Source organism: Pseudomonas sp. TE21394 (assembly GCF_054057835.1).
Map to the genome: position 1 here is coordinate 2,232,299 of NZ_JBSRZR010000001.1, position 24,154 is coordinate 2,256,452.

The 24,154-nt window shown below is 63.5% G+C and carries 27 protein-coding genes; 13 read left to right on the forward strand and 14 right to left on the reverse strand.

The window, feature by feature from the left end; all coding sequences use genetic code 11:
- Window positions 1–130: 130 nt before the first annotated feature.
- From ftsY to rpoH, 4 genes are all read left to right on the forward strand, one after another.
- The gene (ftsY, locus tag ACVWZT_RS10395; RefSeq protein ID WP_457469224.1) at window positions 131–1,663 is read left to right on the forward strand and encodes a signal recognition particle-docking protein FtsY; all 1,533 of its coding nucleotides are present in this window, start codon (window positions 131–133) and stop codon (window positions 1,661–1,663) included.
- A 2-nt stretch (window positions 1,664–1,665) separates the two neighbouring features.
- Complete coding sequence (gene ftsE, locus ACVWZT_RS10400) at window positions 1,666–2,337, forward strand: cell division ATP-binding protein FtsE (protein ID WP_009684915.1); 672 nt, start codon at window positions 1,666–1,668, stop codon at window positions 2,335–2,337.
- Complete coding sequence (gene ftsX, locus ACVWZT_RS10405; protein WP_296232683.1) at window positions 2,334–3,359, forward strand: permease-like cell division protein FtsX; 1,026 nt, start codon at window positions 2,334–2,336, stop codon at window positions 3,357–3,359. The genes ftsE and ftsX overlap by 4 nt, the downstream gene beginning before the upstream one ends.
- Before the next feature lie 111 nt (window positions 3,360–3,470).
- Window positions 3,471–4,325 carry an RNA polymerase sigma factor RpoH gene (rpoH, locus tag ACVWZT_RS10410; RefSeq protein ID WP_170033417.1) on the forward strand — a complete coding sequence of 285 codons (855 nt, stop codon included), beginning with the start codon at window positions 3,471–3,473 and terminating at the stop codon, window positions 4,323–4,325.
- Between the two features lie 115 nt (window positions 4,326–4,440).
- On the opposite strand, the gene mtgA is transcribed toward rpoH, so the two are convergent.
- Window positions 4,441–5,151, reverse strand: a complete 711-nt coding sequence (gene mtgA, locus ACVWZT_RS10415; RefSeq protein WP_296232685.1) for a monofunctional biosynthetic peptidoglycan transglycosylase — start codon at window positions 5,149–5,151, stop codon at window positions 4,441–4,443.
- Between the two features lie 64 nt (window positions 5,152–5,215).
- On the opposite strand from mtgA, the gene ACVWZT_RS10420 reads away from it, so the two are divergent.
- From ACVWZT_RS10420 to trmB, 4 genes are all read left to right on the forward strand, one after another.
- Window positions 5,216–5,587: a DUF423 domain-containing protein gene (locus tag ACVWZT_RS10420; RefSeq protein WP_457469226.1), complete on the forward strand. Its 372-nt coding sequence runs from the start codon at window positions 5,216–5,218 to the stop codon at window positions 5,585–5,587.
- Between the two features lie 102 nt (window positions 5,588–5,689).
- The gene (gene thiS, locus ACVWZT_RS10425; RefSeq protein WP_003257817.1) at window positions 5,690–5,890 is read left to right on the forward strand and encodes a sulfur carrier protein ThiS; all 201 of its coding nucleotides are present in this window, start codon (window positions 5,690–5,692) and stop codon (window positions 5,888–5,890) included.
- Between the two features lie 53 nt (window positions 5,891–5,943).
- Entirely contained in the window at window positions 5,944–6,738 is a 795-nt protein-coding gene (locus ACVWZT_RS10430) for a thiazole synthase (RefSeq protein ID WP_296232691.1), read from the forward strand.
- A gap of 9 nt (window positions 6,739–6,747) precedes the next feature.
- Window positions 6,748–7,470, forward strand: coding sequence for a tRNA (guanosine(46)-N7)-methyltransferase TrmB (trmB, locus tag ACVWZT_RS10435; protein WP_170033409.1), 723 nt, complete (start codon window positions 6,748–6,750; stop codon window positions 7,468–7,470).
- Between the two features lie 174 nt (window positions 7,471–7,644).
- Here the strand turns inward: trmB and ACVWZT_RS10440 are convergent, their stop codons facing one another.
- From ACVWZT_RS10440 to ACVWZT_RS10480, 9 genes are all read right to left on the reverse strand, one after another.
- Window positions 7,645–7,971, reverse strand: a complete 327-nt coding sequence (locus tag ACVWZT_RS10440) for a DUF3392 family protein (protein WP_023378203.1) — start codon at window positions 7,969–7,971, stop codon at window positions 7,645–7,647.
- Between the two features lie 9 nt (window positions 7,972–7,980).
- Window positions 7,981–9,156 (reverse strand): radical SAM family heme chaperone HemW, encoded by a 1,176-nt coding sequence (gene hemW / locus ACVWZT_RS10445; RefSeq protein ID WP_457469229.1) that lies wholly within the window; start codon window positions 9,154–9,156, stop codon window positions 7,981–7,983.
- Entirely contained in the window at window positions 9,153–9,749 is a 597-nt protein-coding gene (gene rdgB / locus ACVWZT_RS10450; protein ID WP_296232695.1) for an RdgB/HAM1 family non-canonical purine NTP pyrophosphatase, read from the reverse strand. The genes hemW and rdgB overlap by 4 nt, the downstream gene beginning before the upstream one ends.
- Complete coding sequence (locus ACVWZT_RS10455) at window positions 9,746–10,180, reverse strand: DUF4426 domain-containing protein (protein ID WP_296232697.1); 435 nt, start codon at window positions 10,178–10,180, stop codon at window positions 9,746–9,748. The genes rdgB and ACVWZT_RS10455 overlap by 4 nt, the downstream gene beginning before the upstream one ends.
- Window positions 10,181–10,202: 22 nt before the next feature.
- Window positions 10,203–10,823 carry a methionine biosynthesis protein MetW gene (gene metW / locus ACVWZT_RS10460; protein WP_296232699.1) on the reverse strand — a complete coding sequence of 207 codons (621 nt, stop codon included), beginning with the start codon at window positions 10,821–10,823 and terminating at the stop codon, window positions 10,203–10,205.
- A gap of 7 nt (window positions 10,824–10,830) precedes the next feature.
- Window positions 10,831–11,970 (reverse strand): homoserine O-succinyltransferase MetX, encoded by a 1,140-nt coding sequence (metX, locus tag ACVWZT_RS10465; RefSeq protein ID WP_457469232.1) that lies wholly within the window; start codon window positions 11,968–11,970, stop codon window positions 10,831–10,833.
- A 99-nt stretch (window positions 11,971–12,069) separates the two neighbouring features.
- Window positions 12,070–12,660, reverse strand: coding sequence for a YggT family protein (locus ACVWZT_RS10470; protein WP_114168978.1), 591 nt, complete (start codon window positions 12,658–12,660; stop codon window positions 12,070–12,072).
- 10 nt (window positions 12,661–12,670) lie between these two features.
- The gene (proC, locus tag ACVWZT_RS10475) at window positions 12,671–13,489 is read right to left on the reverse strand and encodes a pyrroline-5-carboxylate reductase (protein ID WP_457469234.1); all 819 of its coding nucleotides are present in this window, start codon (window positions 13,487–13,489) and stop codon (window positions 12,671–12,673) included.
- A gap of 38 nt (window positions 13,490–13,527) precedes the next feature.
- The gene (locus ACVWZT_RS10480) at window positions 13,528–14,217 is read right to left on the reverse strand and encodes a YggS family pyridoxal phosphate-dependent enzyme (protein ID WP_457469236.1); all 690 of its coding nucleotides are present in this window, start codon (window positions 14,215–14,217) and stop codon (window positions 13,528–13,530) included.
- A 65-nt stretch (window positions 14,218–14,282) separates the two neighbouring features.
- On the opposite strand from ACVWZT_RS10480, the gene ACVWZT_RS10485 reads away from it, so the two are divergent.
- A complete protein-coding gene (locus tag ACVWZT_RS10485) occupies window positions 14,283–15,281 on the forward strand; it encodes a type IV pilus twitching motility protein PilT (RefSeq protein ID WP_457469238.1) in 999 nt (332 codons plus the stop codon).
- 103 nt (window positions 15,282–15,384) lie between these two features.
- Here ACVWZT_RS10485 and ACVWZT_RS10490 read toward each other — a convergent pair whose 3' ends face one another.
- A complete protein-coding gene (locus tag ACVWZT_RS10490) occupies window positions 15,385–16,014 on the reverse strand; it encodes a C40 family peptidase (protein WP_296232706.1) in 630 nt (209 codons plus the stop codon).
- A 165-nt stretch (window positions 16,015–16,179) separates the two neighbouring features.
- On the opposite strand from ACVWZT_RS10490, the gene ACVWZT_RS10495 reads away from it, so the two are divergent.
- A complete protein-coding gene (locus ACVWZT_RS10495) occupies window positions 16,180–16,599 on the forward strand; it encodes an NINE protein (RefSeq protein ID WP_296232707.1) in 420 nt (139 codons plus the stop codon).
- Between the two features lie 35 nt (window positions 16,600–16,634).
- Here ACVWZT_RS10495 and ACVWZT_RS10500 read toward each other — a convergent pair whose 3' ends face one another.
- The 3 genes from ACVWZT_RS10500 to ACVWZT_RS10510 all read right to left on the reverse strand — a co-directional run bounded on the left by ACVWZT_RS10500 (window position 16,635) and on the right by ACVWZT_RS10510 (window position 21,410).
- Window positions 16,635–17,333: an SPOR domain-containing protein gene (locus ACVWZT_RS10500; protein WP_296232709.1), complete on the reverse strand. Its 699-nt coding sequence runs from the start codon at window positions 17,331–17,333 to the stop codon at window positions 16,635–16,637.
- 1 nt (window position 17,334) lies between these two features.
- Window positions 17,335–19,071: an arginine--tRNA ligase gene (argS, locus tag ACVWZT_RS10505; protein ID WP_457469241.1), complete on the reverse strand. Its 1,737-nt coding sequence runs from the start codon at window positions 19,069–19,071 to the stop codon at window positions 17,335–17,337.
- 119 nt (window positions 19,072–19,190) lie between these two features.
- Window positions 19,191–21,410 carry a primosomal protein N' gene (locus tag ACVWZT_RS10510; protein ID WP_457469243.1) on the reverse strand — a complete coding sequence of 740 codons (2,220 nt, stop codon included), beginning with the start codon at window positions 21,408–21,410 and terminating at the stop codon, window positions 19,191–19,193.
- A 167-nt stretch (window positions 21,411–21,577) separates the two neighbouring features.
- Here ACVWZT_RS10510 and rpmE point away from each other — a divergent pair, with 167 nt between their 5' ends.
- The 3 genes from rpmE to ACVWZT_RS10525 all read left to right on the forward strand — a co-directional run bounded on the left by rpmE (window position 21,578) and on the right by ACVWZT_RS10525 (window position 24,063).
- Window positions 21,578–21,793 (forward strand): 50S ribosomal protein L31, encoded by a 216-nt coding sequence (rpmE, locus tag ACVWZT_RS10515; protein ID WP_003257833.1) that lies wholly within the window; start codon window positions 21,578–21,580, stop codon window positions 21,791–21,793.
- A 2-nt stretch (window positions 21,794–21,795) separates the two neighbouring features.
- Entirely contained in the window at window positions 21,796–22,617 is an 822-nt protein-coding gene (locus ACVWZT_RS10520; protein WP_457469245.1) for a thermonuclease family protein, read from the forward strand.
- A 177-nt stretch (window positions 22,618–22,794) separates the two neighbouring features.
- Window positions 22,795–24,063, forward strand: a complete 1,269-nt coding sequence (locus ACVWZT_RS10525; RefSeq protein ID WP_296232715.1) for a malic enzyme-like NAD(P)-binding protein — start codon at window positions 22,795–22,797, stop codon at window positions 24,061–24,063.
- Window positions 24,064–24,154: the final 91 nt, after the last annotated feature.

Consider the following 24,154-nt stretch of genomic DNA (forward strand, 5'->3'; position numbering starts at 1 on the left):
TCTGGCCCACAGGACATCAAGACAAAACGTTGCGCATGAACCAGCCGGCTTCAAGATAGTCTGTTCTGCGTAGAGAGAATTCCCGATGCGCCGTAGCTGGCCCATCGCTACCCTGAGATAGCCGTCTTCCATGTTTGGTTCCAACGACGACAAAAAAGCACCGGCCGAGGCTGGTGAGAAGAAAGGCCTGTTCAGCTGGTTTCGCAAGAAGCCGCAGCAACCTGCGGAGGCGGGCTCGCCCGCGCACGAAACCCACGCCGTCGAGCAGCCTGCAGCCGCTCCGGTAGAGGCCCCTGTCGGCCAAGCGCCGCAGGCCGCAGAGCCCGTCCAGGCCCCTGCCGCGCCGGTGCTGGCCGAGCCGCAGCAGGCCGCCGAAGCAGCCCAGTCCCAAGTAGCCCACGCGCCGACACCCGAACCGGTGGCTTCCCAGCCATTGCAGGCCCCCGAGCCTGAGTCGGTCGCTTCCCAGCCACTGGTGGCGTCAACGCCGCAGCCGGTTGCTTCCGTACCCTTGCAGGCGGCTCCGGTCGAGACTGCTGCCGTGGTCGAACCTGCTGCGCCGGCCAGCAACCTGGTACTGCCGGTTGCTGAAGAACCTGTGGCTCTGGTGCCGGACCTGGAGCCAAAGGCTCCACCGGCCATCCCGGAACGCCCTGCACCAGACCCCGTCGCCCCTGTGGCTGTTGCCGCAGCGCCGGTCGAGCCGGCATCGGCACCTGCACCGGTCGAGCAGGCCAAGCCCGGCTTCTTCGCACGCCTCAAGCAGGGCCTGTCGAAGACCAGCGCCAGCATCGGCGAGGGCATGGCCAGCCTGTTCCTGGGCAAGAAAGTCATCGATGACGACCTGCTCGACGAAATCGAGACCCGCCTGTTGACCGCCGACGTCGGCGTGGAGGCGACCTCGACCATCGTCCAGAACCTGACCCAGAAGGTCGCCCGCAAACAGCTGGCCGACGCCGACGCCCTGTACAAATCGCTGCAGGAAGAACTGGCTGCGTTGCTGCGTCCCGTTGAACAGCCGCTGGTGGTACAGGCGCAGAACAAACCCTACGTGATTCTGGTGGTTGGGGTGAACGGCGCCGGCAAGACCACCACGATCGGCAAGCTGGCCAAGAAGCTGCAACTCGAAGGCAAGAAAGTGATGCTGGCCGCCGGTGATACCTTCCGTGCCGCGGCGGTCGAACAGTTGCAGGTATGGGGTGAGCGCAACCAGATCCCGGTGATCGCCCAGCACACCGGGGCCGACTCCGCCTCGGTGATCTTCGACGCCGTGCAGGCCGCCAAGGCCCGTGGCGTCGACGTGCTGATCGCCGATACCGCCGGCCGCCTGCATACCAAAGACAACCTGATGGAAGAGCTGAAGAAGGTCCGCCGGGTTATCGGCAAGCTCGATGCCGAAGCGCCGCACGAGGTGCTGCTGGTGCTGGATGCCGGTACCGGCCAGAACGCCATCAGCCAGGCCAAGTACTTCAACCAGAGCGTAGAACTGACCGGCCTGGCCCTGACCAAGCTGGATGGCACAGCCAAGGGCGGGGTGATCTTTGCCCTGGCCAAGCAGTTCAAGCTGCCGATTCGCTTTATCGGTGTTGGTGAAGGCATCGACGACCTGCGCACCTTCGAAGCCGAGCCGTTCGTCAAGGCTCTGTTCGCCGAGCGAGACTGACCATGATCCGATTCGAACAGGTTGCCAAGCGTTATCCCAATGGTCATGTCGGGTTGCATGAGCTGAGTTTCCGGGCGCGCCGGGGCGAATTCCTGTTCGTCACCGGCCACTCGGGGGCTGGCAAAAGTACCTTGCTGCGTCTGCTGCTGGCCATGGAACGCCCGACCAGCGGCAAGCTGATGCTGGCCGGGCAGGATCTGGGGCAGATCAGCAACGCACAGATCCCGTTCCTGCGCCGGCAGATTGGCGTGGTGTTCCAGAACCATCAGTTGTTGTTCGACCGCACGGTGTTCAACAACATCGCCTTGCCGCTGCAGATTCTCGGGTTGTCCAAGGCCGAGATTGCCAAGCGCGTGGACTCGGCCCTGGAACGCGTGTCGCTGGCCGACAAGGGCGAGCTGTTCCCGGCCGACCTGTCCACCGGGCAGCAACAGCGGGTGGGTATTGCCCGTGCCATCGTGCATCAGCCGGCCCTGCTGCTGGCCGACGAACCCACCGGTAACCTCGACCCGCGCCTGGCTGCGGAGATCATGGGCGTGTTCGAGGACATCAACCGCCTGGGCACCACGGTATTGATCGCCAGTCACGACCTGGCACTGATTGCGCGCATGCGCCACCGCATGCTGACCTTGCAGCGCGGCCGCTTGATCGGCGATGGGGAGGCCGGGCAATGAGCACTACACGTACGCCGAAGGTTTCCGAGCGGGTTGCGCCGAAACCGGCCGACCCGCAACCGGCGAAGAAAAAACACGGTGAAGACGACGACGGCCCGGATTTCCGCACGCTGTTGCATGCCTGGCTGGAAAGCCACCGTGCCAGCCTGGCCGACAGCCTGCGCCGTCTGGGCAAGCAGCCGATCGGCAGCTTCTTCACCTGCCTGGTGATGGCGGTAGCGCTGAGCATGCCCATGGGGTTGTCGCTACTGCTGAAGAACGTCGAAAAGCTCGGCGGCTCGTGGCAGCGCGCCGCGCAGATTTCGTTGTACCTCAAGCTTGATGCCGGCAGCCGCGAAGGCGAGGCGCTGCGCGATGAGATCAAGGGCATGCCCGGTGTGGCTGACGCGCTGTATGTCAGCCGCGAACAGGCGCTGGAGGAATTCCAGCAGCAGTCCGGCCTGGGCGAAGCCCTGCGTGAACTGCCCGACAACCCGCTGCCCGGCGTGGTCGTGGTGACCCCCACCGAGGTCGACAAGCCGGCGCTGGAAGCCTTGCGTCAGCGCTTGTCCGAGCTGCCACGGGTTGAGGTGGCGCAGCTCGACCTGCTGTGGGTCGAGCGCCTGGCGGCGATCCTCAAGCTGGGTGACCGTTTTGTTTTCGGCCTGGCTGTGATGCTGATTTCTGCCTTGCTGTTAGTAATCGGTAACACAATTCGGCTACACATTGAAAACCGCCGCACCGAGATCGAAGTGATCAAGCTGGTCGGGGGCACCGACGCCTACGTGCGCCGGCCTTTCCTGTACATGGGGGCCCTGTATGGCCTGGGCGCGGGTGTGTTGGCGTGGGGTATCCTGGCGTTTGGCCTGAACTGGCTGAACGAGGCGGTAGTAGGGCTTTCCGGGCTGTACGGCAGTGACTTCGCCCTGGGTGGGGTGCCGGCGTCCGATGGTCTGTCGCTCTTGATCGGAGCGGTGCTGTTGGGGTATATCGGTGCATGGATTGCAGTCGCCCGCCACCTGAACGAGCTGGCGCCGCGATAGTTTTTAAGTGCCAGCATTGACAGATTCTTCACTATGGAACTTGTACCGTCGTTCCAGGTCAATGTTGGCAGCGCCCACAAGGTGCGAGTCTGGTAAGTCGGAGGTTCTTGAATGACCACATCGTTGCAACCTGCCTATGCCCTGGTACCCGGTGCAAACCTGGAAGCCTACGTGCACACGGTCAACAGCATTCCGCTGCTGACGGTCGAGCAGGAGCGTGATCTGGGCGAGCGTCTCTATTATGAGCAGGATGTCGAGGCCGCTCGCCAGATGGTGATGGCCCACCTGCGTTTCGTCGTACATATCGCCCGTAGCTACGCCGGCTACGGGCTGGCCCAGGCCGACCTGATCCAGGAAGGCAACGTCGGCCTGATGAAAGCCGTCAAGCGCTTCAACCCGGAAATGGGTGTGCGCCTGGTGTCCTTCGCCGTGCACTGGATCAAGGCGGAGATCCACGAGTTCATCCTGCGCAACTGGCGCATCGTCAAGGTGGCCACCACCAAGGCCCAGCGCAAGCTGTTCTTCAACCTGCGCAGCCAGAAGAAGCGTCTGGCCTGGCTGAGCAACGACGAAGTGCACCGTGTGGCGGAAAGCCTGGGTGTCGAGCCGCGCGAAGTGCGCGAGATGGAAAGCCGCCTGAGCGGCCAGGACATGGCCTTCGACCCGGCAGCGGAAGCTGATGACGACAGCGCATTCCAGTCGCCTGCGCACTACCTGGAAGACCACCGCTACGACCCGGCGATGCAGCTGGAAGATGCCGACTGGAGCGACAACTCCACCAGCAACCTGCACGAAGCACTGCAAGGGCTGGACGAGCGTAGCCGCGACATTCTGTATCAGCGCTGGCTGGCGGAAGAGAAGGCCACGCTGCATGAGCTGGCGGACAAGTACAGTGTTTCGGCTGAGCGCATTCGCCAGTTGGAGAAGAATGCGATGAACAAGGTCAAGGCATTGATCGCTGCCTGATCCAGCGTTGATCGCACAGAAAGCCGCTGGCCCTGATCGGGTGAGCGGCTTTTTTATTGTGCTGGTTTCATCTGACTCGTTCGCGGATAAACCCGCGAAGGAGTCGGCACAACATTCAAAGCTTTCGAGATGAGTCGAGCTGCATCAGGTAACTGGGCCCACCCAGCTGGCTCATCTGCCGCCGGATCCACCCGGCGCGGCTGGCCACATAGGCGCTCGGCCGACTGGCACTCCACTTGATCGGGCTTGGCAGCACTGCCGCCAGCTGTGCGGCCTGCTGGCGGCTGAGCCGGCTGGCATCGACGCCAAAGTGGTAACGCGCCGCGGCCTGGGCGCCGAACACACCCTTGCCCCATTCGGCGCTGTTCAGGTAGACCTCGAGGATCCGTTCCTTCGACCAGAACAGCTCGATCAGTGCGGTGAACCAGGCCTCCAGCCCTTTGCGCAACCAGCTACGCCCGGACCACAGGAACAGGTTCTTGGCCACCTGCTGGGTCAGGGTGCTGGCTCCACGAAGGTTGCCGCCGCGCTCGTTGTAGGCCAGCGCCGCCTGGATGGCGGGAATGTCGAAGCCCCAGTGGTTGGCGAACTTCTGGTCCTCGCCAGCGATGACCGCGACCTTGAGCTCGTCGGAGATATTCTCCCAAGGCTCCCAGTCACGCTGCAGGTCGATTGGCTCGCCATTCACCCAGGATTGCACCTTGCGCTCGACCATCAGTGCCGTACCAGGTGGCGGCACCCAGCGGAACACCAGTACCAGCACGATGCTGCCGGCGGCGAACCAGAGCAGGGCGCGGGAGAGGCGGCGGAATAGGCTTGGCAGCATGGCGATGGCTTGGCCGTACGGATGGAAGGAGCCATTATACAGACCCGATCCGAGGAGTCGTCCCATGCTTCGCAGCTTCCTGATGCTTGCCGCCTTTTTCGGCTTTACCGGTATCGCCCTGGGCGCTTTTGCTGCCCACGGCCTGAAAAGCCGGCTGACAGCCGACTACCTGGCGGTCTTCCAGACCGGTGTCACCTACCAGTTGGTGCATGCCTTGGCGATCTTTGGCGTCGCCGTGCTCTCGGTGCACCTGCCCGGGCGCTTGGTCGGCTGGGCGGGCGCGCTGTTTGCCCTGGGCATAGTGCTGTTCTCCGGTAGCCTGTACCTGTTGACCCTCAGCGGCCTGGGCAAGCTCGGCATGATCACTCCGCTCGGTGGCCTTTGCTTCCTGGCCGGCTGGTTGTGTCTGGGCCTGGCGGCCTGGCGCCTGGGCTGACCAAGTAGTCCACAATCGCGACTAATGGCGTGCACCGCCCTTGGGTTGCAGGGCGGTTCGGCGCTAGAATGCGGGCCCCAAAGCACAATGGTGGCCGTGCGCATGCGCATTCAATTGAACGGTGAACCTTACGAATTGCCAGCTGGCGAGTCCGTCGCAGCCCTCCTGGCCCGCCTGGAGCTGACCGGGCGTCGCGTCGCGGTGGAACTGAACCTGGATATCGTGCCGCGTAGCCAGCACGACAGCACGCTGCTGAACGATGGCGACCAGGTCGAGGTTGTCCACGCCATCGGTGGCGGCTGACCGCGGCCCGGCGGTTCACCTGAAGCCCTGCAACCTTTTCCCGAGGAACAACCATGAGCAACGTTCGTAGCGACAAGCCCTTCACTCTGGCCGGGCGTACCTTCCAGTCGCGCCTGCTGGTCGGTACCGGCAAATACCGTGACATGGAGGAGACCCGCCTGGCCATCGAGGCATCGGGTGCCGAGATCGTCACCGTTGCCGTGCGCCGTACCAACATCGGCCAGAACCCGGGCGAGCCGAACCTGCTCGATGTGTTGCCACCGGACCGCTATACCATCCTGCCGAACACTGCCGGCTGCTATGACGCGGTCGAGGCCGTGCGCACCTGCCGTCTGGCCCGCGAACTGCTGGATGGCCACAATCTGGTGAAGCTGGAAGTGCTGGCTGACCAGAAAACCCTGTTCCCCAACGTGATCGAAACCCTCAAGGCCGCCGAAGTGCTGGTCAAGGACGGTTTCGACGTGATGGTCTACACCAGCGACGACCCGATCATCGCCCGTCAGCTGGCCGAAGTCGGCTGCATCGCGGTCATGCCCTTGGCTGGCCTGATCGGTACCGGCCTGGGTATCTGCAACCCCTACAACCTGCAGATCATCCTGGAAGAGTCCAAGGTGCCGGTGTTGGTCGATGCCGGCGTGGGTACTGCTTCCGACGCCACCATTGCCATGGAAATGGGCTGCGAAGCGGTGCTGATGAACTCGGCCATTGCCCACGCGCAGCAGCCGGTACTGATGGCCGAGGCCATGAAGCACGCCATCGTCGCCGGCCGCATGGCCTACCTGGCCGGCCGTATGCCGAAGAAACTCTATGCCAGCGCCTCCTCGCCGCTGGAAGGTCTGATCAAGTAAGAGCCCCTGATGACTGAATCGCACGATACGCCGAGCACCCCTGACGGCGAAGCCCGCCCGCACCGCCGCATCAAGAGTTTCGTGATGCGCGCCGGGCGCATGACCGAAGGCCAGCAACGCGGCCTGGAGCAGGGTGGTCCGCTGTACATCCTGCCGCTGGCCGACAGTCCGGTGGATTACGACCAGGTATTCGGCCGCTCGGCGCCGCGCACCCTGGAGATCGGCTTCGGCATGGGCCATTCGCTGCTGGAAATGGCGGCTGCCGCGCCGGAGCAGGACTTCATCGGTGTGGAAGTGCACCGCCCGGGTGTTGGCGCGCTGCTGAACGGCGTGCTGACTCAGGGGTTGAAGAACCTGCGGGTGTATGACTGCGACGCCATCGAAGTGCTGAACCGCTGCGTGGCAGACAACAGCCTCGACCGCCTCATGCTGTTCTTCCCCGACCCATGGCACAAGGCTCGTCACCACAAGCGCCGCATCGTCCAGCTGGAGTTCGCCGAGCTGGTACGGCGCAAGCTCAAGCCGGGTGGCGTGTTCCACATGGCCACCGACTGGGAACCGTATGCCGAGTACATGCTGGAAGTGATGAGCGCGGCCCCGGGTTATCGCAACCGTGCGGCCGATGGCACCTACGTGCCGCGCCCTGAAGAACGCCCGATCACCAAGTTCGAACGCCGTGGCGAGCGGCTGGGGCATGGGGTTTGGGATTTGAAGTTCGAGAAGGTGGATTGATCGGCCGATATGGCCTTTCTATGTGAAAAAACCGCCCTGAGAAGGGCGGTTTTTTTTCGACAGGATTGAGCAACCCGGCTGACAGCCATGGCCTCGCGGGCATGGTCACGTTGCAACAAATGTAGGAGTGGGTTCATCCGCAATGCGGCGCGCGATGCCACTGTGTGGATTGGCTCAGCCCCGCCGATCGGCCACTACCCCAATCAGCACAAGCACCACCAGCAGCACCGGCGCCAGCGCATAGTTGTTGAACTGGCCCAGCCCTTTCACCACCCAGGGTGTGGCATAGATCAACGCCGCACCACTGCCGATCATCACCAGCAAGGCCATGAACGGCACGCGCAGGGCGCCGGCCAAACCGCCCAGGCGCTGTTCCACCCAGCCTTTGATATCGGTGCCGAACAGCACCAGCAGGCAGCCTACCAAGGCTAGCGAAATCTCCGACAGGTTGCTGCGGCTCCAGCGGGAAACCGTCGCGAGCAGATCAAGTACCAGATCCATGGGTCATCCTTAGCTCAAGAAATACTGCAGCAGGTCATTGAGGAACAACTGGCCCCGCGGCGTGGCCGCCAGTCGATCCGCTTCGACCTGTAAAAGGCCCTTTTGTTCGGCGGCGCGCCGCGCTTCGCGCAGCTGTTCCAATGGCAACCCGGTGCGCTGGGTGAACAGTTCGGCTTCCACGCCATCGGTCAGACGCAGGGCATTCATCAGGAACTCGAACGGCAGTTCGTCGACCGGCAGCAGCTTTTCGCCGGCTTTGAACGGCTTGGCCAGGTTCAGGTAGTCCTTGGGCAGACGGGTCTTCCAGGTGCGCAGGATGCGCCCGTCGGCGAAGGTCAGTTTGCCGTGGGCACCGGCACCGATGCCGATGAAGTCGCCGAAGCGCCAGTAATTGAGGTTGTGCCGCGCGGCGCGGCTAGCCTGGGCATAGGCCGAGACCTCGTACTGGCGGAAGCCATGGCCGGCCATCAGCGCCTGGCCGGCTTCCTGGATATCCCAGAGGATGTCGTCCTCGGGAAGCTCCGGTGGCTGGTTCCAGAACACCGTGTTCGGTTCCACGGTCAGCTGGTACCACGACAGATGCGTGGGCCCCAGGTCGATGGCCTGGCGCAGGTCGCCCAGCGCGTCGTCCAGCGACTGGTCGGGCAGGCCGTGCATCAGGTCCATGTTGAAATTGTCGAAGCCGGCGGCACGCGCCATGCCGGCAGCGCGGACCGCTTCATCGCCATTGTGGATGCGCCCCAGCGCCTGCAGCTTGGCTGGCTGGAAGCTCTGCACACCGATCGACAGGCGGTTGATGCCGGTTTGCCGGTAGGCTTTGAACTTGTCCTGCTCGAACGTGCCCGGGTTAGCCTCCAGGGTGATTTCGATGTCCGGCGCAAACGCAATGCGTTGCTCCACGCCTCGCAGCAGACGGCCGAGGGCGTCGGCACTGAACAGGCTGGGCGTACCGCCGCCGAAGAAGATCGAGCTGATCGGCCGGCCTTGCACGGCGGCCAGTTCCTGGTCGAGGTCGCTCAGCAGGGCTGCAACATAGGCATCTTCTGGCAGATCAGGGCCGGCGGCATGGGAATTGAAGTCGCAGTAAGGGCATTTGCGTACGCACCACGGAATGTGGATGTACAGCGCCAGCGGCGGCAGGCTGGTGAAACCCGCCGCGCCGGGGGTGGACAGCGTGTCGATCATGCCAGGCCCAGACGTTGACGCAGCTGGGCCATGGCGCGCGCGCGGTGGCTGAGCTGGTTCTTGTCCGCAGGGGCCAGTTCGGCACTGGAGCAACCGCGCTCCGGTACCCAGAACAGCGGGTCGTAGCCAAAGCCGTGCTCGCCGCTGGCCTCGAACATGATGCGCCCGTGCCACAGGCCTTCGCACAGGATCGGCAGCGGGTCGTCAGCATGGCGTACCAGTGCCAGCACGCAGACGAACTGCGCACCGCGCTCGGCTTCGGGTACATCCTTCAAGGCTTCGAGCAGCTTGGCGTTGTTCGCCGCGTCACCCTTGCCGTCGGCATAACGCGCCGAATAGATGCCCGGCGCCCCGCCGAGAAAATCCACTGCCAGGCCGGAATCGTCGGCCAGGGCGGGCAGGCCGGAAATGCGTGCGGCATTGCGCGCCTTGAGGATGGCGTTCTCGACGAACGACAGGCCGGTTTCTTCCGGCTCTACCTGGCTGAACTCGCCGATCGAGCGCAACTGCACCGATGCGCCAAGCATGGCCTGGAGTTCCTTGAGTTTGCCGGCGTTGTGGCTGGCCAATACGAGTTGCTGGAAATTCATCATTCGCCTGGGAACACTTCCTGGTTGAAGCTGAGGGAATTGCTGATGCCGCCGGTTTCGATGTTCAGGTCGAAGGTGACGGTCTCTGCCTGGTCGATCTTGAACTGGGCGATGTAGTACACCGCGCCTTGCTCGTTTATCTGCTTGAACGACAGCGGGCTGCTGCGCCCGGTCAGGTCCTTGACTGTGCCGCTGACCACCGCCATGGCGGGTTTGTTGGCCCTGAGCACGGCAATGTTGAGCACGCCCTGGTTCTTGCTGCGTACCAGCCCGGTGGCCGCAGCCACCTCCGGTGTCAGCATGCTTGAGGTAAACGCGCTGTAGTGCACCGTCACGTCGCCAAACACTTCCTTGCGCTCGGGGCGGGCTGCATCGGCAGCCAGTACCGGCAGGGCCAGGCACAGGCTGATCAGGAACAGGGCTAGGCGACGCATGGGGTGGTTCCTCCGCTGGGCGTCAGACAGCGAGCTGGTGCTCTTGCAGGCCTGGGCTGCTGACGCGGTAGATACCGATCTCACCTAGAAGATTAGGCCAAAGCCGGCCACCCCACCCATTACGGTGCAAGTGGTCGACAGCCAGGCGGTCAAGCACCCTGGCCTTGCGCTCGTGCACCAGCTCCTCGAAATCGGCAAAGGTGCAGAAGTGGATGTTCGGCGTGTTGTACCAGGTGTACGGCATGAAGTCCGACACTGGCATGCGGCCTTTGGTTGCCAGGTACCAGCGGCAGCGCCAGTGGCCGAAATTGGGGAAGGTGATGATGCACTGGCGACCCACGCGCAGCATCTCGTCGAGGATGCGGTCGGGATACTCCACGGCCTGCAGGGCCTGAGTCATGATCACCACGTCGAAACTGTTGCTGGCGAAGTTGCCCAGCCCTTGGTCCAGGTCCTGCTCGATTACGTTGACGCCCTTGGCCACGCAGGCGGCGATATTGTCGGCGTCGATCTCCAGGCCATAACCGGTGACCTGCTTGCGGTCACGCAGCGAGGCCAGCAGCTCGCCATTGCCGCAGCCCAGGTCGAGTACCCGGCTGCCGGCGGGGATCCAGTCGTGGATGATTTCCAGATCGGCTCTCATGCTGTCCTCAGATGGCAATGCGGTTCATGTAGTTCGCGAAACCCTGCATGTAGCGAGGCGTGGGGATCAGGAAGGCATCGTGGCCATAGGGCGAGTCGATCTCCAGGTAGCAGACGTTCTTGCGTGCGGCCATCAGGGCATTGACGATTTCGCGCGAGCGGGCCGGGGAGAAGCGCCAGTCGGTGGTGAACGACATGATGCAGTAGTCCGCCTTGACGTGGGCCAGGGTGGCCGCCAGGTCGCCACCATGGGCAGCGGCCGGGTCGAAGTAGTCCAGCGCCTTGGTCATCAGCAGGTAGGTGTTGGCATCGAAACGGCCGGAGAACTCCTCGCCCTGGTAGCGCAAGTAGCTTTCGACCTGGAATTCGACGCTATGGAAGTCGTAGTTGAGCTTGTCGCTCTTAAGCTCACGGCCGAATTTTTCGCCCATCGAGTCGTCGGACAGGTAGGTGATGTGGCCGACCATGCGCGCCAGCATCAGGCCACGCTTGGGGATCACGCCCTGGTCCTGGAACGAACCGCCGTGGAATTCGGGGTCGGTGAGGATGGCCTGGCGTGCCACTTCGTTGAAAGCGATGTTCTGTGCCGACAGCTTGGGCGCCGAGGCGATATCGACACAATGGCGCACGCGCTCGGGGTAGCTGATGGTCCACTGCAGCGCCTGCATGCCGCCCAGGCTGCCGCCGACCACGGCAGCCCATTGCTGGATGCCCAGGCGGTCGGCCAGGCGCACCTGGCTATGTACCCAGTCTTCCACGGTCAGCACCGGGAAGTCGGCGCCATAGGGCTTGCCGGTGGCCGGGTTGATGCTGCTGGGGCCGGTACTGCCATTGCAGCCGCCCAGGTTGTTCAGGCTGACCACGAAGAAGCGGTTGGTGTCGATCGGCTTGCCGGGGCCGATGCAGCTGTCCCACCACCCCGGCTTGCGGTCGGTGGCGGCATGGTAGCCAGCGGCATGGTGGTGGCCGGACAGGGCATGGCAGATCAGCACGGCGTTGCTGGCGCTGGCGTTGAGGGTGCCATAGGTTTCGTAGACCAGTTCGTAACTGGCCAGCGAGCGGCCACAGGCCAGGGCCAGCGGTTCATCGAACCGGGCTGTTTGCGGTACTACCAGACCGACGGAATCTTCGGGAAAGACAGTGGACATCGACCCTGCTCACGCTTGACGGAGGCGTCAGTCTAAAGAGCGCTACCCCCAGCGGCAAGCAGAGGCTTGCCGCTGGAAGCAACCAGGGCCGGGTGCGGCTCAGATCATCCGCCACAGCTCTTGTGGCATGCCGGCGTAGGCGGCCAGCGGCGGCATGACGAACGACTGGATCACCTGGATCGCGAGGAAGGCGAAGATTGGCGAGATGTCCATGCCGCCCAGGTTGGGCACGATGCGGCGGAACGGTGCCAGCACCGGTTCGCTGATCTGGTAGGCCAACTCGGCAGCCGGGTTGTGGCTGTTGGGGGCTACCCAGGAAACGATCACCATGACGATCATCGCCACCCAGAAAATCTTCAGGAACAGCGAGGTGATCCCGATGATTGCCCACATCAGCAGGTGCAGGATGTCACCGAACGTGCCGTAGGTGACCATCAGCACGAAACCCATCAACAGCGCCTGGATGACCACCGACAGCAGCAGCGACGAAGTGTCCAGCCCGCCGACACTGGGGATGACCCGGCGAATCGGCTTGAGCAGCGGCTGGGTGGCACGTACCGCGAACTGGCAAAGCGGGTTGTAGAAATTGGCCTTCACCAACTGCAGCACGAAGCGCAGCAGGACGATCACCAGGTACAGGCTGACCAGGGTTTGCACCACGAAGATCGCGGCGCCGGACAGTGCATTCATCTGGAACTCCTTATTTGCCCAGTTGTTCGGCCAGCTCCGCAGAGCGCGTGGCTGCGGCTTGCAGGGCCTGTTCGACGATGGCTTCGAAACCGCTGGCCTGGAACGATTTGATCGCCGCTTCGGTGGTACCGGCGGGCGAGGTGACACGGCGGCGCAGTTCGGCGGCATCGACATCGCTGGCGACTGCCATGTGCGCGGCGCCCAAGGCCGTCTGCAAGGTCAGCTGAGAAGCCGTTTCGCGTGGCAGCCCGAGCTTTTCGCCTGCTGCGGTCATGGCCTCGATCAGCAGGAAGAAGTAAGCCGGGCCGCTGCCGGAGACAGCTGTCACGGCGTCCAGTTGCTGTTCCTGCTGCAGCCACAGGGCGGTGCCAACGGCCGACAGCAGTTGCTCGGCCTGCTGGCGCTGCTCGGCGGAAACCTCTGCGGTGGCGTACAGGCCGCTCACGCCTTGGCGCAGCAGTGCAGGGGTGTTGGGCATGCAGCGTACCAGCGGGCGAGCGCCAACCCAGCTCTGCAGGCTGGCGCAGGTGATGCCGGCGGCGATGGAAACGATCAGCTGGCCATCCTGCAGGTGCGGTTGCAGCGTCTGACACACGGCTTTCATGACCTGCGGCTTGACCGCCAGCACGATCACGTCGGCGCCGTCGATGGCCTCGGCGTTGTTCTCGAAGGTTTCGATGCCGTGTTCGGCCTGGATGCGGCTGCGGGTCTCGGCGCCCGGGTCGCTGGCGCGGATCTGCGAGTCGTCCAGGCCCTGGGCACGCAGACCACCGATCAGGCTGGCGGCCATGTTGCCGGCGCCGATAAAGGCAATACGTGTCTTGCTCATGTCAGGTCCTTGTTGGAAAGAGTGAGTAAAGCATGGGATCAGGCGTGGCCGCCGTAATCGCGGGCACCGAACAGGGCAGTACCGATACGCACCCACGTCGCGCCCTGGGCAATGGCTGCTTCCAGGTCGTGGCTCATGCCCATGGACAGGGTATCCAGGCCGAGGCCCAGGGCTTCCTGCAACTGGCGCAGGGTGGCAAAGGCGGCCTCCTGGGCGGCGCGGTCATCGGTGGGTTCGGGAATGGCCATCAGCCCGCGCAGCCGCAGGTTGGGCAACGCGGCTACCGCGTTGGCCAGGGCCGGAAGGTCAGCCGGTGCACAGCCGGATTTGCTGTCTTCGCCGCTGACGTTCACCTGCAGGCAGATATTCAGCGGTGCCAGCCCGGCAGGGCGCTGTTCCGACAGGCGTTGGGCGATCTTCAGGCGGTCCACGGAATGTACCCAGTCGAAATGCTCGGCGATGGCTTTGGTCTTGTTCGACTGAATGGGGCCGATGAAGTGCCAGATCAAGGGCAAGTCGCTGAGTGCCTGCTGCTTGGTCAGCGCTTCTTGTAGGTAATTTTCACCAACATCACGCACGCCGGCGGCGTGGATTTCGCGGATGGCGCTGGCGGGCTTGGTCTTGCTCACGGCCAGCAGCTGGACGCTGGCCGGATCACGCCCGTCAGCCTGGGCAGCCCTGGCGATACGGGCGGAAATAGCGGAAAGGTTGTCTGCTAGGGTGGACATGGACTGGTGCCGGCGGCTTTAGGGTTTGCGGCATTCTACCGACTTGCAAGCCTTTGGGGAGTCTCATGGAAGTGACCGACCTGTTGGCCCAGGCCGTGGACGCGGGGGCTTCCGACCTGCACCTGGCAGCGGGCCAGATACCGATGTTGCGCCTGGATGGCAAGTTGCACTGCATGGCCATGCCGCCCTTGGCTGCGGCCGCCTTGATCGAAGGCATGGCGGCCATGCTGGACAAGGGCCAGCAACGGCGGTGGGCCCAGGGAGATGATCTGGACCTGGCGCTGGAACTGCCCGCGCTGGGGCGCTTTCGGCTGAACCTGTATCGCCAGTTGAATGGCTTGGCAGTCACCTTTCGCCTGATCCCGGGGCGCATCGCCACGCTCGATGAACTCGAGCTGGCGGATGTGTTTCAAGCTGTTGCTCGTTGCCAGGATGGCCTGATCCTGGTAGGAGGGCCAACCGGCAGCGGCAAGTCCAGCACTTTGGCGACTCTGCTCGACCAGTTGAACCGGAGCCGGGCGCTACACATCATCACGCTTGAAGACCCGGTCGAAGTCATCCACAGCAGCCAGCGCAGCCTGGTCACCCAGCGCGAGGTCGGCCGCCATTGCAAAAGTTATGCACAGGGGCTGCGCAGTGCGATGCGCCAGGACCCGGACGTGATCATGATCGGCGAACTGCGCGACCTGGAAACCATCCGCCTGGCGTTGCGTGCAGCCGAGACCGGCCACTTGGTCCTGGCAACCGTGCACACCCGCTCGGCGGCCAACAGCATCGACCGCCTGGTGGAGGTGTTTGCGGCCGAAGAGAAGGCGCTGGTACGGGCGATGCTGGCTGATGCACTGCGTCTTGTAGTGGCGCAGGTGCTGGTCAGCCGTGTGGGTGGAGGACGAGTTGCTGCACGGGAGGTGCTGGTGGCAACGCCGGCGGTGCGCAATCTGGTGCGCGAAGGGCGGATGGCGCAGTTGTGTTCGGTGATGCAGGCGGGTGGTGCAGAGGGGATGCGGACGATGGAGGGGGCGTTGCGGCAGTTGGGGGAGAGGGGGGTGATTCGCGATTCGTAGTGCTGGTGGCGACCCTTTCGACGCGTTAACCCGTTCCCGCAGATACAGCGCTGCACGCGAGAGCGACGCTGTATCCGTGGGAGCGGGAGAGGCCTGGTACCTATTAGCGCTTGGCCAGGTTCAGTTGTTGCTGCTCTTTCGGCAGCACCCGTTTGGCCACTACATAATGCTTCTGCCAGTAAGGTTTGCTCAGGGTGTCGATGCTCACCCGTTTGCCACGGCGCGGGGCATGGATGAAGCGGTCATTGCCCAGGTAGATGGCAACGTGATTCACCCGACGGCTCTTGATATTGAAGAAGATAAGATCACCAGGCTTCAGGTCTCCCTTGGCCACCTTGACCCCGTGGCCTCGTGCCATGGCGTTTGAGGTGCGTGGCAGGTCGACATCGGCGACATCATTGAAGGCGTACTTGACCAGGCCGCTGCAGTCGAAGCCCTTCTTCGGGCTGCTGCCGCCCCAGACATAAGGCGTGCCGAGCACATTCACCGCACGGCTGAGCACATCGCTGCTCTGCTTCGGCGACATGGCAATGGCCGGTACGCTGCGGCTGCTGCCGGCTGCATTATTTGGTCGGGTACGCAGCGCGGTCTGCTTGACCGGCGTGTGTCTCACCGAGGCATTGGTGGTGTAGCCGGTGAAACCATTGGGGAGACGTTGCTCACGATTGGTGGCGTGGGCGGCCAGGGGCAATAATAGGCAGAGGGTCAGCCATGTCTTGAGTAAAGGCGGCATAGATGAAGCTCTTATGAATAGTTGTGTGTTGGGCGCGCAACTTTATAACAGCTTTTTGTTCAATTTTTGATCCGTTGGTCGACTGTCCGGGTGCCGTACGTCGGCCTGCAACGAAAAAGTCACATTTTTTTTGAAATTTTTTTGGATAACCCGCAGGAGCTACGAATGAACAGTTATCAACAGGGAGCGCAGTTCCACGATACCCACAGCAAGACCATTGGCTACCTGTTGTGGATTTTCGGCTTCACCGGGTCGCATCGCTTCTACTACGGCAAGCCCGTTACCGGCACCATCTGGTTCCTGACCCTGGGCCTGCTGGGCATCGGCTGGTTGATCGACCTTTTTCTGATCCCGTCCATGGACCGTGAAGCCGACTTGAGGTTCGAGTCCGGGCGCATCGACTACAACATCGCCTGGGTTCTGCTGACCTTCCTCGGGGTGTTCGGCCTGCACCGGTTGTACCAAGGCAAGTGGGTGACCGCGATCATCTACTTCTTCACCGGCGGGCTTTGCCTGGTGGGGGTGCTGTACGATTTCTGGACGTTGAACAGCCAGGTGTCCGAGCGCAACGCGGGCCGGGCCTGAGGGGCTTGGGGGCGCAAAGCGCCCCCATTTACAGGCTACTGGCGGGTTTGCCGTTGTTGCAGCAACAGGTTGCTGAAACCAGCCCCGGCCAGCTGCTTTTGCGCCCCGGTCAGTTGCTCGCGGTTGCTGAACGGGCCGACCATGACGCGGTACCAGGTTTCGTCCTTGACCGTGCCTGACTCCACCTTTACCGCCTGGCCCAGCAGGATGATCTGCGCACGGACCTTGTCGGCGTCAGCCTGCTTGCGGAACGAGCCGGCCTGCAGGAAGAACTGGGTGGTTGCCGCTGGCTTGATCACTGGTGGTGCCGGTGGCGGAGTCTGGCCCATCAACGCCGCCTGAGCTCGCGCCGTGTCGATCTTTGCCGCTTCGGCGGGGGTCACCGGTGTCACCGGCTGGGCCGGGACGGGCGGTGTTTTCTCAGGTACGGCTTCCGGCGGCACGATAACCTCCGTCTCCGGCAGCAGGGTATAGAAGTCATACTTCGGCTTCACCGGCTGCTGCGGCGTGGCCTGTGCCGTCCTGCCGGCCTCGGCCACCTTCTCTGGCTTCTGCTGCTCGGGCTTGGCCCGCTTGATGTCTTCGCCACCAGGCTCGAGCTTCATCAGGAACACGATGAACGCGCCTACGGTCAGGCCGACCGCCAGCCATACCCAGCCGGGAATCGGCTGCTTGGCCGGCGCCGTCTGGCGGCTGGCGCCGCGTTTTGGGGCAGGTTTTTTCTTGGCAGCCAACTTACATGCGCTCCAGGGTTTCCAGGCCGAGCAGTTCCAGACCTTGCTTGAGGGTGCGGCCAGTCAGGGCTGCCAGGCGCAGACGGCTCTGCTGCTGCTCTGCAGTTTCGGCGGCGAGGATCGGGCAGTTCTCGTAGAAACTGGAGAACAGCCCGGCCAGGTCGTACAGGTAGCTGCACAGCACATGCGGCGTGCCCTTGTCGGCCACGTTGTTGAGGATTTCGCCAAACTGCGCCAGGCGCGCGGCCAGGTCCTGTTCGTGAGGTGCCTGCAGCACGATGTTGCCTTCGACCTCGTCAAAGCCCTTGCCCAGCTTGCGGAACACGCCGGCCACACGGGTGTAGGCGTACAGCAGGTAAGGCGCGGTGTTGCCTTCGAAGTTGAGCATCAGCTCGAAGTTGAAGCTGTAGTCACTGGTGCGGTGCTTGGACAGGTCGGCGTACTTCACTGCGCCGATGCCCACCACTTCACCGATGCGGCGCAGTTCCTCGTCGGCCAGGCTCGGGTTCTTTTCCTTGACCAGCGCGTAGGCGCGCTCCTTGGCCTCGGTGAGCAGGTCGATCAGCTTCACGGTGCCGCCGTCACGGGTCTTGAACGGGCGACCGTCGGCGCCGTTCATGGTGCCGAAGCCCATGTGTTCCATCTGCATCGGGTGGCCGACGAAGCCTGCGCGGCGCGCGACTTCGAACACCTGGTTGAAGTGCAGGGCCTGGCGCTGGTCAACGAAGTACAGGGCGCGGTCGGCCTTGAGCACGTTGCTGCGGTAGCGCACGGCGGCCAGGTCGGTGGTGGCGTACAAGTAGCCGCCGTCGGCCTTCTGCACGATCACCGGCAGTGGCTCGCCCTCGCTGTTCTTGAATTCCTCGAGGAATACGCACTGGGCGCCCTGGTCTTCGACCAGCATGCCCTTGGCCTTGAGGTCGGCTACCACGTTGGCCAGGTCGGCGTTGTAGGCGCTCTCGCCCATCACGTCGGCCATGGTCAGCTTGACGTTGAGCAGCTCGTAGGTCTTCTGGCAGTGCGACAGCGAGATGTCCTTGAAGCGTGTCCACAACGCCATGCAGTCCGGGTCGCCAGCCTGCAGCTTGACCACCAGGCCGCGTGCCCGGGTGGCGAACTCTTCGGATTCGTCGAAGCGTTTCTTGGCGGCACGGTAGAAGTTTTCCAGGTCCGACAGCTCGTCGCTGGTGATCGGGTTTTCTTCCAGGTAGGCCAGCAGCATGCCGAACTGGGTACCCCAGTCGCCTACGTGGTTCTGGCGGATCACCTCGTCGCCGAGGAATTCGAGCACGCGCGCCACGCTGTCGCCTATGATGGTCGAACGCAGGTGGCCGACGTGCATTTCCTTGGCCAGGTTGGGTGCCGACATGTCGATCACCACCTTTTGCGCTGGGCCGGCCTTGTGTGCCCCCAGGTGGGCATCGGCCAGCGCGGCATCCAGGCGGTTGGCCAGGGCGGCAGTGTTCTGGAAGAAGTTGAGGAAGCCGGGGCCGGCGATCTCGACCTTGCTGATATCGGTGCTGGCGGGCAGGGCATCGATCAGTTTTTCCGCCAGGTCGCGCGGTTTCATGCCGGCCGGCTTGGCCAGCATCATGGCGATGTTGCTGGCGAAGTCGCCATGGGTCTTGTCCCGGGCGTTTTCCACCTGGATCGCCGGCGACAGCCCTTCAGGCAGCACACCGTCGGTGACGAGTTGGGTGAGGGCTTGCTGGATCAGCTGGCGAATGGTGTCTTTCATGGGGATCTCTTTTCGACCGCAAGCGCGGTGGAGCGCTTCGATGCGCAGGTGGAAAAACTGGATATTATCCGTGGCCGGGAGCAGGTTGCCAACCTTTGGGCCGCAAAGCGGAGCTGGTTTCAGTAAAGGTCTACCGGGTCGACATCCAGTGACCAGCGTACCTGCCGCCCGCTCGGTATTTGCTCCAACACTAGCAACCAGGCGCTGATCAGTCGATGCAAAGGCGCGCGGGTATTGGCCTGTAGCAACAGTTGCGCGCGGAAGCGCCCGGCCCGCCGCTCCATCGGGGCCGGCACCGGCCCCAGCAGCTCGATGCCTGCCAGGCCCTGCTCGGCTACCAGACGTTCGGCGGCCGCGCAGGCCTCGTCGAGGAAACCTTCGGCCTGCCCTGGCCGGTGTGCTTCGGCGCGCAGCAGCGCCAGGTGCGAGTAGGGCGGCAGCCCTGCCGCCCGGCGCTCTTGCAGGGCCTGCTCGGCAAAGGCGAAGTAGCCCTGTTCGGTCAGTTGCACCAGCAGGGGATGGTCGGCCAGGTGGGTCTGGATGATGACCTTGCCAGGCTCTTCGGCACGCCCGGCACGCCCGGCCACTTGCACGATCAGCTGTGCCATGCGCTCGCTGGCGCGGAAATCGCCGGAGAACAGCCCGCCATCGGCATCAAGGATGGCCACCAGGGTCACCCGTGGGAAGTGGTGGCCCTTGGCGAGCATCTGCGTGCCGACAAGAATGCTCGGTTGGCCGCGCTGGATGGTGCTGAACAGGTTGTGCATGGCGTCCTTGCGTGCCGTGCTGTCGCGGTCCACGCGCAGGATCGGGTAATCCGGGAACAGCACCTTGAGGCGCTCTTCGGCCCGCTCGGTGCCGGCGCCAACCGGGCGCAGGTCGACGTGGTTGCATTGCGGGCACTGGTGCGGCAGGCGTTCGTCATAACCGCAATGGTGGCAGCGCAGCACGCCGGAGCGCTGGTGCACGGTCATGCGCGCATCGCAGCGCGGACACTCCGACAGCCAGCCGCAGTCGTGGCACAGCAAGGTCGGGGCAAAACCGCGGCGATTGAGGAACACCAGCACCTGCTGGCCCGCCTCCAGTGTCTGCCGGATGGCCTGCTGCAACGGGCCGCTGATGCCACTGTCCAGCGGCAAGCTCTTGACGTCCAGGCGCAGCATGCGCGGTGGCCGGGCGCCGCCGGCGCGCTGGTTCAGGCGCAACAGGCGGTAGCGCCCGTTGAGGGCGTTATGCAGGGTTTCCAGTGACGGTGTGGCCGAGCCGAGCAGGATCGGGATGTTTTCCTGGTGGGCGCGCACCAGCGCCAGGTCGCGGGCGTGGTAGCGCAGGCCTTCCTGCTGTTTATAGGAACCGTCATGTTCTTCGTCGATGATGATCAGGCCAGGGTTTTTCATCGGCGTGAACAACGCCGAGCGGGTACCGATGATGATGTCCGCTTCACCGTCCCGTGCCGCCAGCCAGGCGTCCAGGCGCTCGCGGTCGTTCACCGCCGAATGCAGCAGGGCGATGCGGGCATTGAAACGCTGCTCGAAGCGCGCCAGGGTCTGCGGGCCGAGGTTGATCTCCGGAATCAGCACCAATGCCTGTTTGCCGGCTTCCAGGGTTTCCCGGATCAATTGCAGGTAGACCTCGGTCTTGCCGCTGCCGGTCACGCCAGCCAGCAGGAACGCCGCGAAGCCGCCGAAGCCTTCGCGCACGGCATCAAAGGCCTCGCGTTGCTCTTCGTTGAGCGGTAGCTCAGGTTGCGCCAGCCAGTGTTCGTGGCGCAACGCCGGGAGGTGGCGGCGCACCTCGATCTGCACCAGGTCCTTGGCCAGCAGCAGGTCGAGGCTGTCCTTGTTCAGGTTGAGTTTGGCCAGCAGGCTGTGGGCCACGCCGTGCGGGTGCTGGGCCAGGGTCTTGAGGGCGTCGCGCTGGCGTGGGGCACGGGCGATGCGCGGGTCTTCCAGGCGGGCGCCGGGGGCGACATGCCAGAAGCGCTCCTGGCGCATCTCGGCCGGTTCGCCCTGGCGCAGCAGCGTTGGCAGGGCCCAGCTCAGGGTGTCGCCCAGGCTGTGCTGGTAGTACTGGGCGGTCCACAGACACAGCTTGAACAGCGATGGCGGGATCGGTGACACCGGGTCGAGCAGGGCGCTGGCCGGTTTCAGCTTGTCTGCCGGCACCTCGCTGCGCTCACAGACCTCTACCAGCACGCCGATCATTTCGCGGCGGCCGAATGGCACGCGAACACGCATGCCCGGAGTCAAGGCCTGGCGCGCCATGCTCGCCGGTGCCTTGTAGTCGAACAGGCGACGCAGCGGGGAGGGCAGGGCAAGGCGCAGAATGACGTCGGACACGCGGAAAGTCTCGGAGGGCGTTTCAAGAACTGGCGAGCCTAGCAGACGACGGTCGGTGCAAGCGACAACTTGCACTGGCGCAGCGCTCTGGTATTATTCGCCGCCTAATTACGTGCGGTATTCAACAATTGGTGTTGGGTGGCGGCACGCAGCTCGAGGAAGTGACCATGAAAGCAGATATTCATCCGAACTACGAAGTAGTTGCAGTCACCTGCAGCTGCGGCAACAAGTTCGAAACTCGTTCGACCCTGGGCAGCACCCTGGCGATCGACGTTTGCAACCTGTGCCACCCGTTCTACACCGGTAAGCAGAAAGTTCTGGACACCGGTGGTCGCGTACAGAAGTTCGCCGATCGCTTCGGTATGTTCGGTACCAAGAAGTAATCATGCGCATGGCGAACCCCTCGGGTTTCGCATTGCTGCAAAAAAGGGCGCCCCTCGTGGGCGCCTTTTTTATGGCTGTCGTCTGGCACTTTCCGGCCCAGGCGTTCTGCCCGCTGCCGGACAGGCCTCAGCAGGTGGCGGTGCGCCAGGTGGTGGACGGCGATACCTTGCGTCTGGTCGACGGTCGCAGCGTGCGGCTGATAGGCATCAATACCCCGGAGATCGGTCGCAACGGGCGTAGCAGCGAACCCTATGCGGAGGCCGCCAGGCGGCGCCTGCAGGTATTGGTCAAGGCCAGTGACGGGCGAGTCGGTCTGGTGCCTGGCATCGACAGCAAAGACAAGTACGGCCGAACCTTGGCGCATATCTATTCCAGCAATGGCGACAATCTGGCAGCGCAATTGCTCGGAGAGGGCTTGGGCTATCGGGTGGCGGTTGCCCCCAATGTGCGCCTCAGTGCTTGCCACCAGCTTGCCGAGCAGGCGGCGCGCAAGGCTGGCGCCGGCCTGTGGCGACGCTCGCCAGTGCTGCGTGCCGAACAGGTGCGGCAGTCCGGTTTCGCCGTTGTTGCTGGCCGTATCGAAGCTGTGCAGCGCAACCGTGGCGGAGTTTGGCTGAACCTGGACGATGCCGTGGTGCTGCAGGTTCCCGCTCGTCTGCTACGCAACTTCCCCGCCGGCTTCTTCGATAACCTCAAGGGACGCCAAGTCGAAGCGCGTGGCTGGGTGCTGGATCGTTCCCGCAAGGGCGGCCTCAAGCCAGGGCAGCGGCGCTGGCTGTTGTCATTGACCGATCCAAGCATGTTGGAGCGTATTTCAGGCTAAAAGTTGTAGACATTTCGCTATTGGATTGTACACACTGTGGACCGTATGCCCCGTGGGTTATAGCGTAAAGTCGTAGGCTAAAGGCCTTGACACAAGTGACCGGCCAGTCTTGTGGCTACCCGGCTCTTTGCGTATCCTCGGCGGTCCGTCAGAACAGTAAACAGCGGAATGCCCACCATGTCAGACCTGAAAACCGCCGCTCTCGATTATCACGCCCAACCTCGTCCGGGGAAACTGAGCGTCGAACTTTCCAAGCCCACTGCCACCGCACGTGACCTCGCCCTGGCCTACAGCCCAGGCGTTGCAGAGCCCGTGCGCGAAATCGGCCGTGATCCGGAGCTGGCTTACAAATACACCGGCAAGGGCAACCTGGTTGCGGTGATTTCCGATGGCACTGCCATCCTCGGTCTGGGCGACCTCGGCCCGCTGGCCTCCAAGCCGGTCATGGAAGGTAAAGGCGTACTGTTCAAGCGTTTCGCCGGTATCGACGTGTTCGACATCGAAGTGGAGTCGGAAAGCCCACAGGCATTCATCGACACCGTTCGCCGTATTTCGATCACCTTCGGTGGTATCAACCTTGAAGACATCAAGGCCCCTGAGTGCTTCGAAATCGAGCGCACCCTGATTGAGCAATGCGACATCCCGGTGTTCCACGATGACCAGCACGGTACCGCCATCGTCACCGCGGCCGGCATGATCAACGCCCTGGAAATCGCCGGCAAGAAACTGGAAGACGCCAAGATCGTTTGCCTGGGTGCTGGCGCTGCTGCCATCTCCTGCATGAAGCTGCTGGTGAGCATGGGCGCCAAGGTCGAGAACATCTACATGATCGACCGCAGCGGCGTGATCCACGCAGGCCGCGACGACCTCAACCAGTACAAGGCGCAGTTCGCCCACGCGACCGACAAGCGCACCCTGGCTGACGCCCTCAACGGTGCCGACGTGTTCGTAGGCCTGTCGGGCCCGAACTTGCTGAGCGCCGAAGGCCTGAAGTCGATGGCTGCCAACCCGATCGTGTTCGCCTGCTCGAACCCGGACCCGGAAATCTCGCCGGAGCTGGCGCACGCCACCCGCAGCGACGTGATCATGGCTACCGGCCGTTCCGACTACCCGAACCAGGTCAACAACGTACTGGGCTTCCCGTTCATCTTCCGCGGTGCCCTGGACGTGCGCGCCAAGCGCATCAACGAAGAAATGAAGATCGCTGCCGCTATCGCCCTGAAGGACCTGGCCAAGCTGCCAGTGCCGAAGGAAGTCTGCGAAGCCTATGGCGTCGAAGGCCTGGAGTTCGGCCGTGAGTACATCATTCCGAAGCCGCTGGACGCCCGCCTGATCACCGTCGTTTCCGACGCTGTGGCCAAGGCCGCCATCGAATCCGGCGTCGCTACCCTGCCGTATCCGAAGCACTACCCGCTGAAGAGCGTGGATGACGTGTTCAACGGCTGATTGCAGCTGAGCGAAACAAGAAAGCCCCGGCTCGCATGAGCCGGGGCTTTTTGTTTGCCGCTGTCCCGATGAGTGCGGTCCTGCAGGGTGG

Bases quoted from the DNA above. Each gene is read 5' to 3' on its own strand.
- ftsY (WP_457469224.1), top strand. From the start codon at position 131: ATGTTTGGTTCCAACGACGACAAAAAAGCACCGGCCGAGGCTGGTGAG.
- ftsE (WP_009684915.1), top strand. From the start codon at position 1,666: ATGATCCGATTCGAACAGGTTGCCAAGCGTTATCCCAATGGTCATGTC.
- ftsX (WP_296232683.1), top strand. From the start codon at position 2,334: ATGAGCACTACACGTACGCCGAAGGTTTCCGAGCGGGTTGCGCCGAAA.
- rpoH (WP_170033417.1), top strand. From the start codon at position 3,471: ATGACCACATCGTTGCAACCTGCCTATGCCCTGGTACCCGGTGCAAAC.
- mtgA (WP_296232685.1), bottom strand. From the start codon at position 5,151: ATGCTGCCAAGCCTATTCCGCCGCCTCTCCCGCGCCCTGCTCTGGTTC.
- ACVWZT_RS10420 (WP_457469226.1), top strand. From the start codon at position 5,216: ATGCTTCGCAGCTTCCTGATGCTTGCCGCCTTTTTCGGCTTTACCGGT.
- thiS (WP_003257817.1), top strand. From the start codon at position 5,690: ATGCGCATTCAATTGAACGGTGAACCTTACGAATTGCCAGCTGGCGAG.
- ACVWZT_RS10430 (WP_296232691.1), top strand. From the start codon at position 5,944: ATGAGCAACGTTCGTAGCGACAAGCCCTTCACTCTGGCCGGGCGTACC.
- trmB (WP_170033409.1), top strand. From the start codon at position 6,748: ATGACTGAATCGCACGATACGCCGAGCACCCCTGACGGCGAAGCCCGC.
- ACVWZT_RS10440 (WP_023378203.1), bottom strand. From the start codon at position 7,971: ATGGATCTGGTACTTGATCTGCTCGCGACGGTTTCCCGCTGGAGCCGC.
- hemW (WP_457469229.1), bottom strand. From the start codon at position 9,156: ATGATCGACACGCTGTCCACCCCCGGCGCGGCGGGTTTCACCAGCCTG.
- rdgB (WP_296232695.1), bottom strand. From the start codon at position 9,749: ATGATGAATTTCCAGCAACTCGTATTGGCCAGCCACAACGCCGGCAAA.
- ACVWZT_RS10455 (WP_296232697.1), bottom strand. From the start codon at position 10,180: ATGCGTCGCCTAGCCCTGTTCCTGATCAGCCTGTGCCTGGCCCTGCCG.
- metW (WP_296232699.1), bottom strand. From the start codon at position 10,823: ATGAGAGCCGATCTGGAAATCATCCACGACTGGATCCCCGCCGGCAGC.
- metX (WP_457469232.1), bottom strand. From the start codon at position 11,970: ATGTCCACTGTCTTTCCCGAAGATTCCGTCGGTCTGGTAGTACCGCAA.
- ACVWZT_RS10470 (WP_114168978.1), bottom strand. From the start codon at position 12,660: ATGAATGCACTGTCCGGCGCCGCGATCTTCGTGGTGCAAACCCTGGTC.
- proC (WP_457469234.1), bottom strand. From the start codon at position 13,489: ATGAGCAAGACACGTATTGCCTTTATCGGCGCCGGCAACATGGCCGCC.
- ACVWZT_RS10480 (WP_457469236.1), bottom strand. From the start codon at position 14,217: ATGTCCACCCTAGCAGACAACCTTTCCGCTATTTCCGCCCGTATCGCC.
- ACVWZT_RS10485 (WP_457469238.1), top strand. From the start codon at position 14,283: ATGGAAGTGACCGACCTGTTGGCCCAGGCCGTGGACGCGGGGGCTTCC.
- ACVWZT_RS10490 (WP_296232706.1), bottom strand. From the start codon at position 16,014: ATGCCGCCTTTACTCAAGACATGGCTGACCCTCTGCCTATTATTGCCC.
- ACVWZT_RS10495 (WP_296232707.1), top strand. From the start codon at position 16,180: ATGAACAGTTATCAACAGGGAGCGCAGTTCCACGATACCCACAGCAAG.
- argS (WP_457469241.1), bottom strand. From the start codon at position 19,071: ATGAAAGACACCATTCGCCAGCTGATCCAGCAAGCCCTCACCCAACTC.
- rpmE (WP_003257833.1), top strand. From the start codon at position 21,578: ATGAAAGCAGATATTCATCCGAACTACGAAGTAGTTGCAGTCACCTGC.
- ACVWZT_RS10520 (WP_457469245.1), top strand. From the start codon at position 21,796: ATGCGCATGGCGAACCCCTCGGGTTTCGCATTGCTGCAAAAAAGGGCG.
- ACVWZT_RS10525 (WP_296232715.1), top strand. From the start codon at position 22,795: ATGTCAGACCTGAAAACCGCCGCTCTCGATTATCACGCCCAACCTCGT.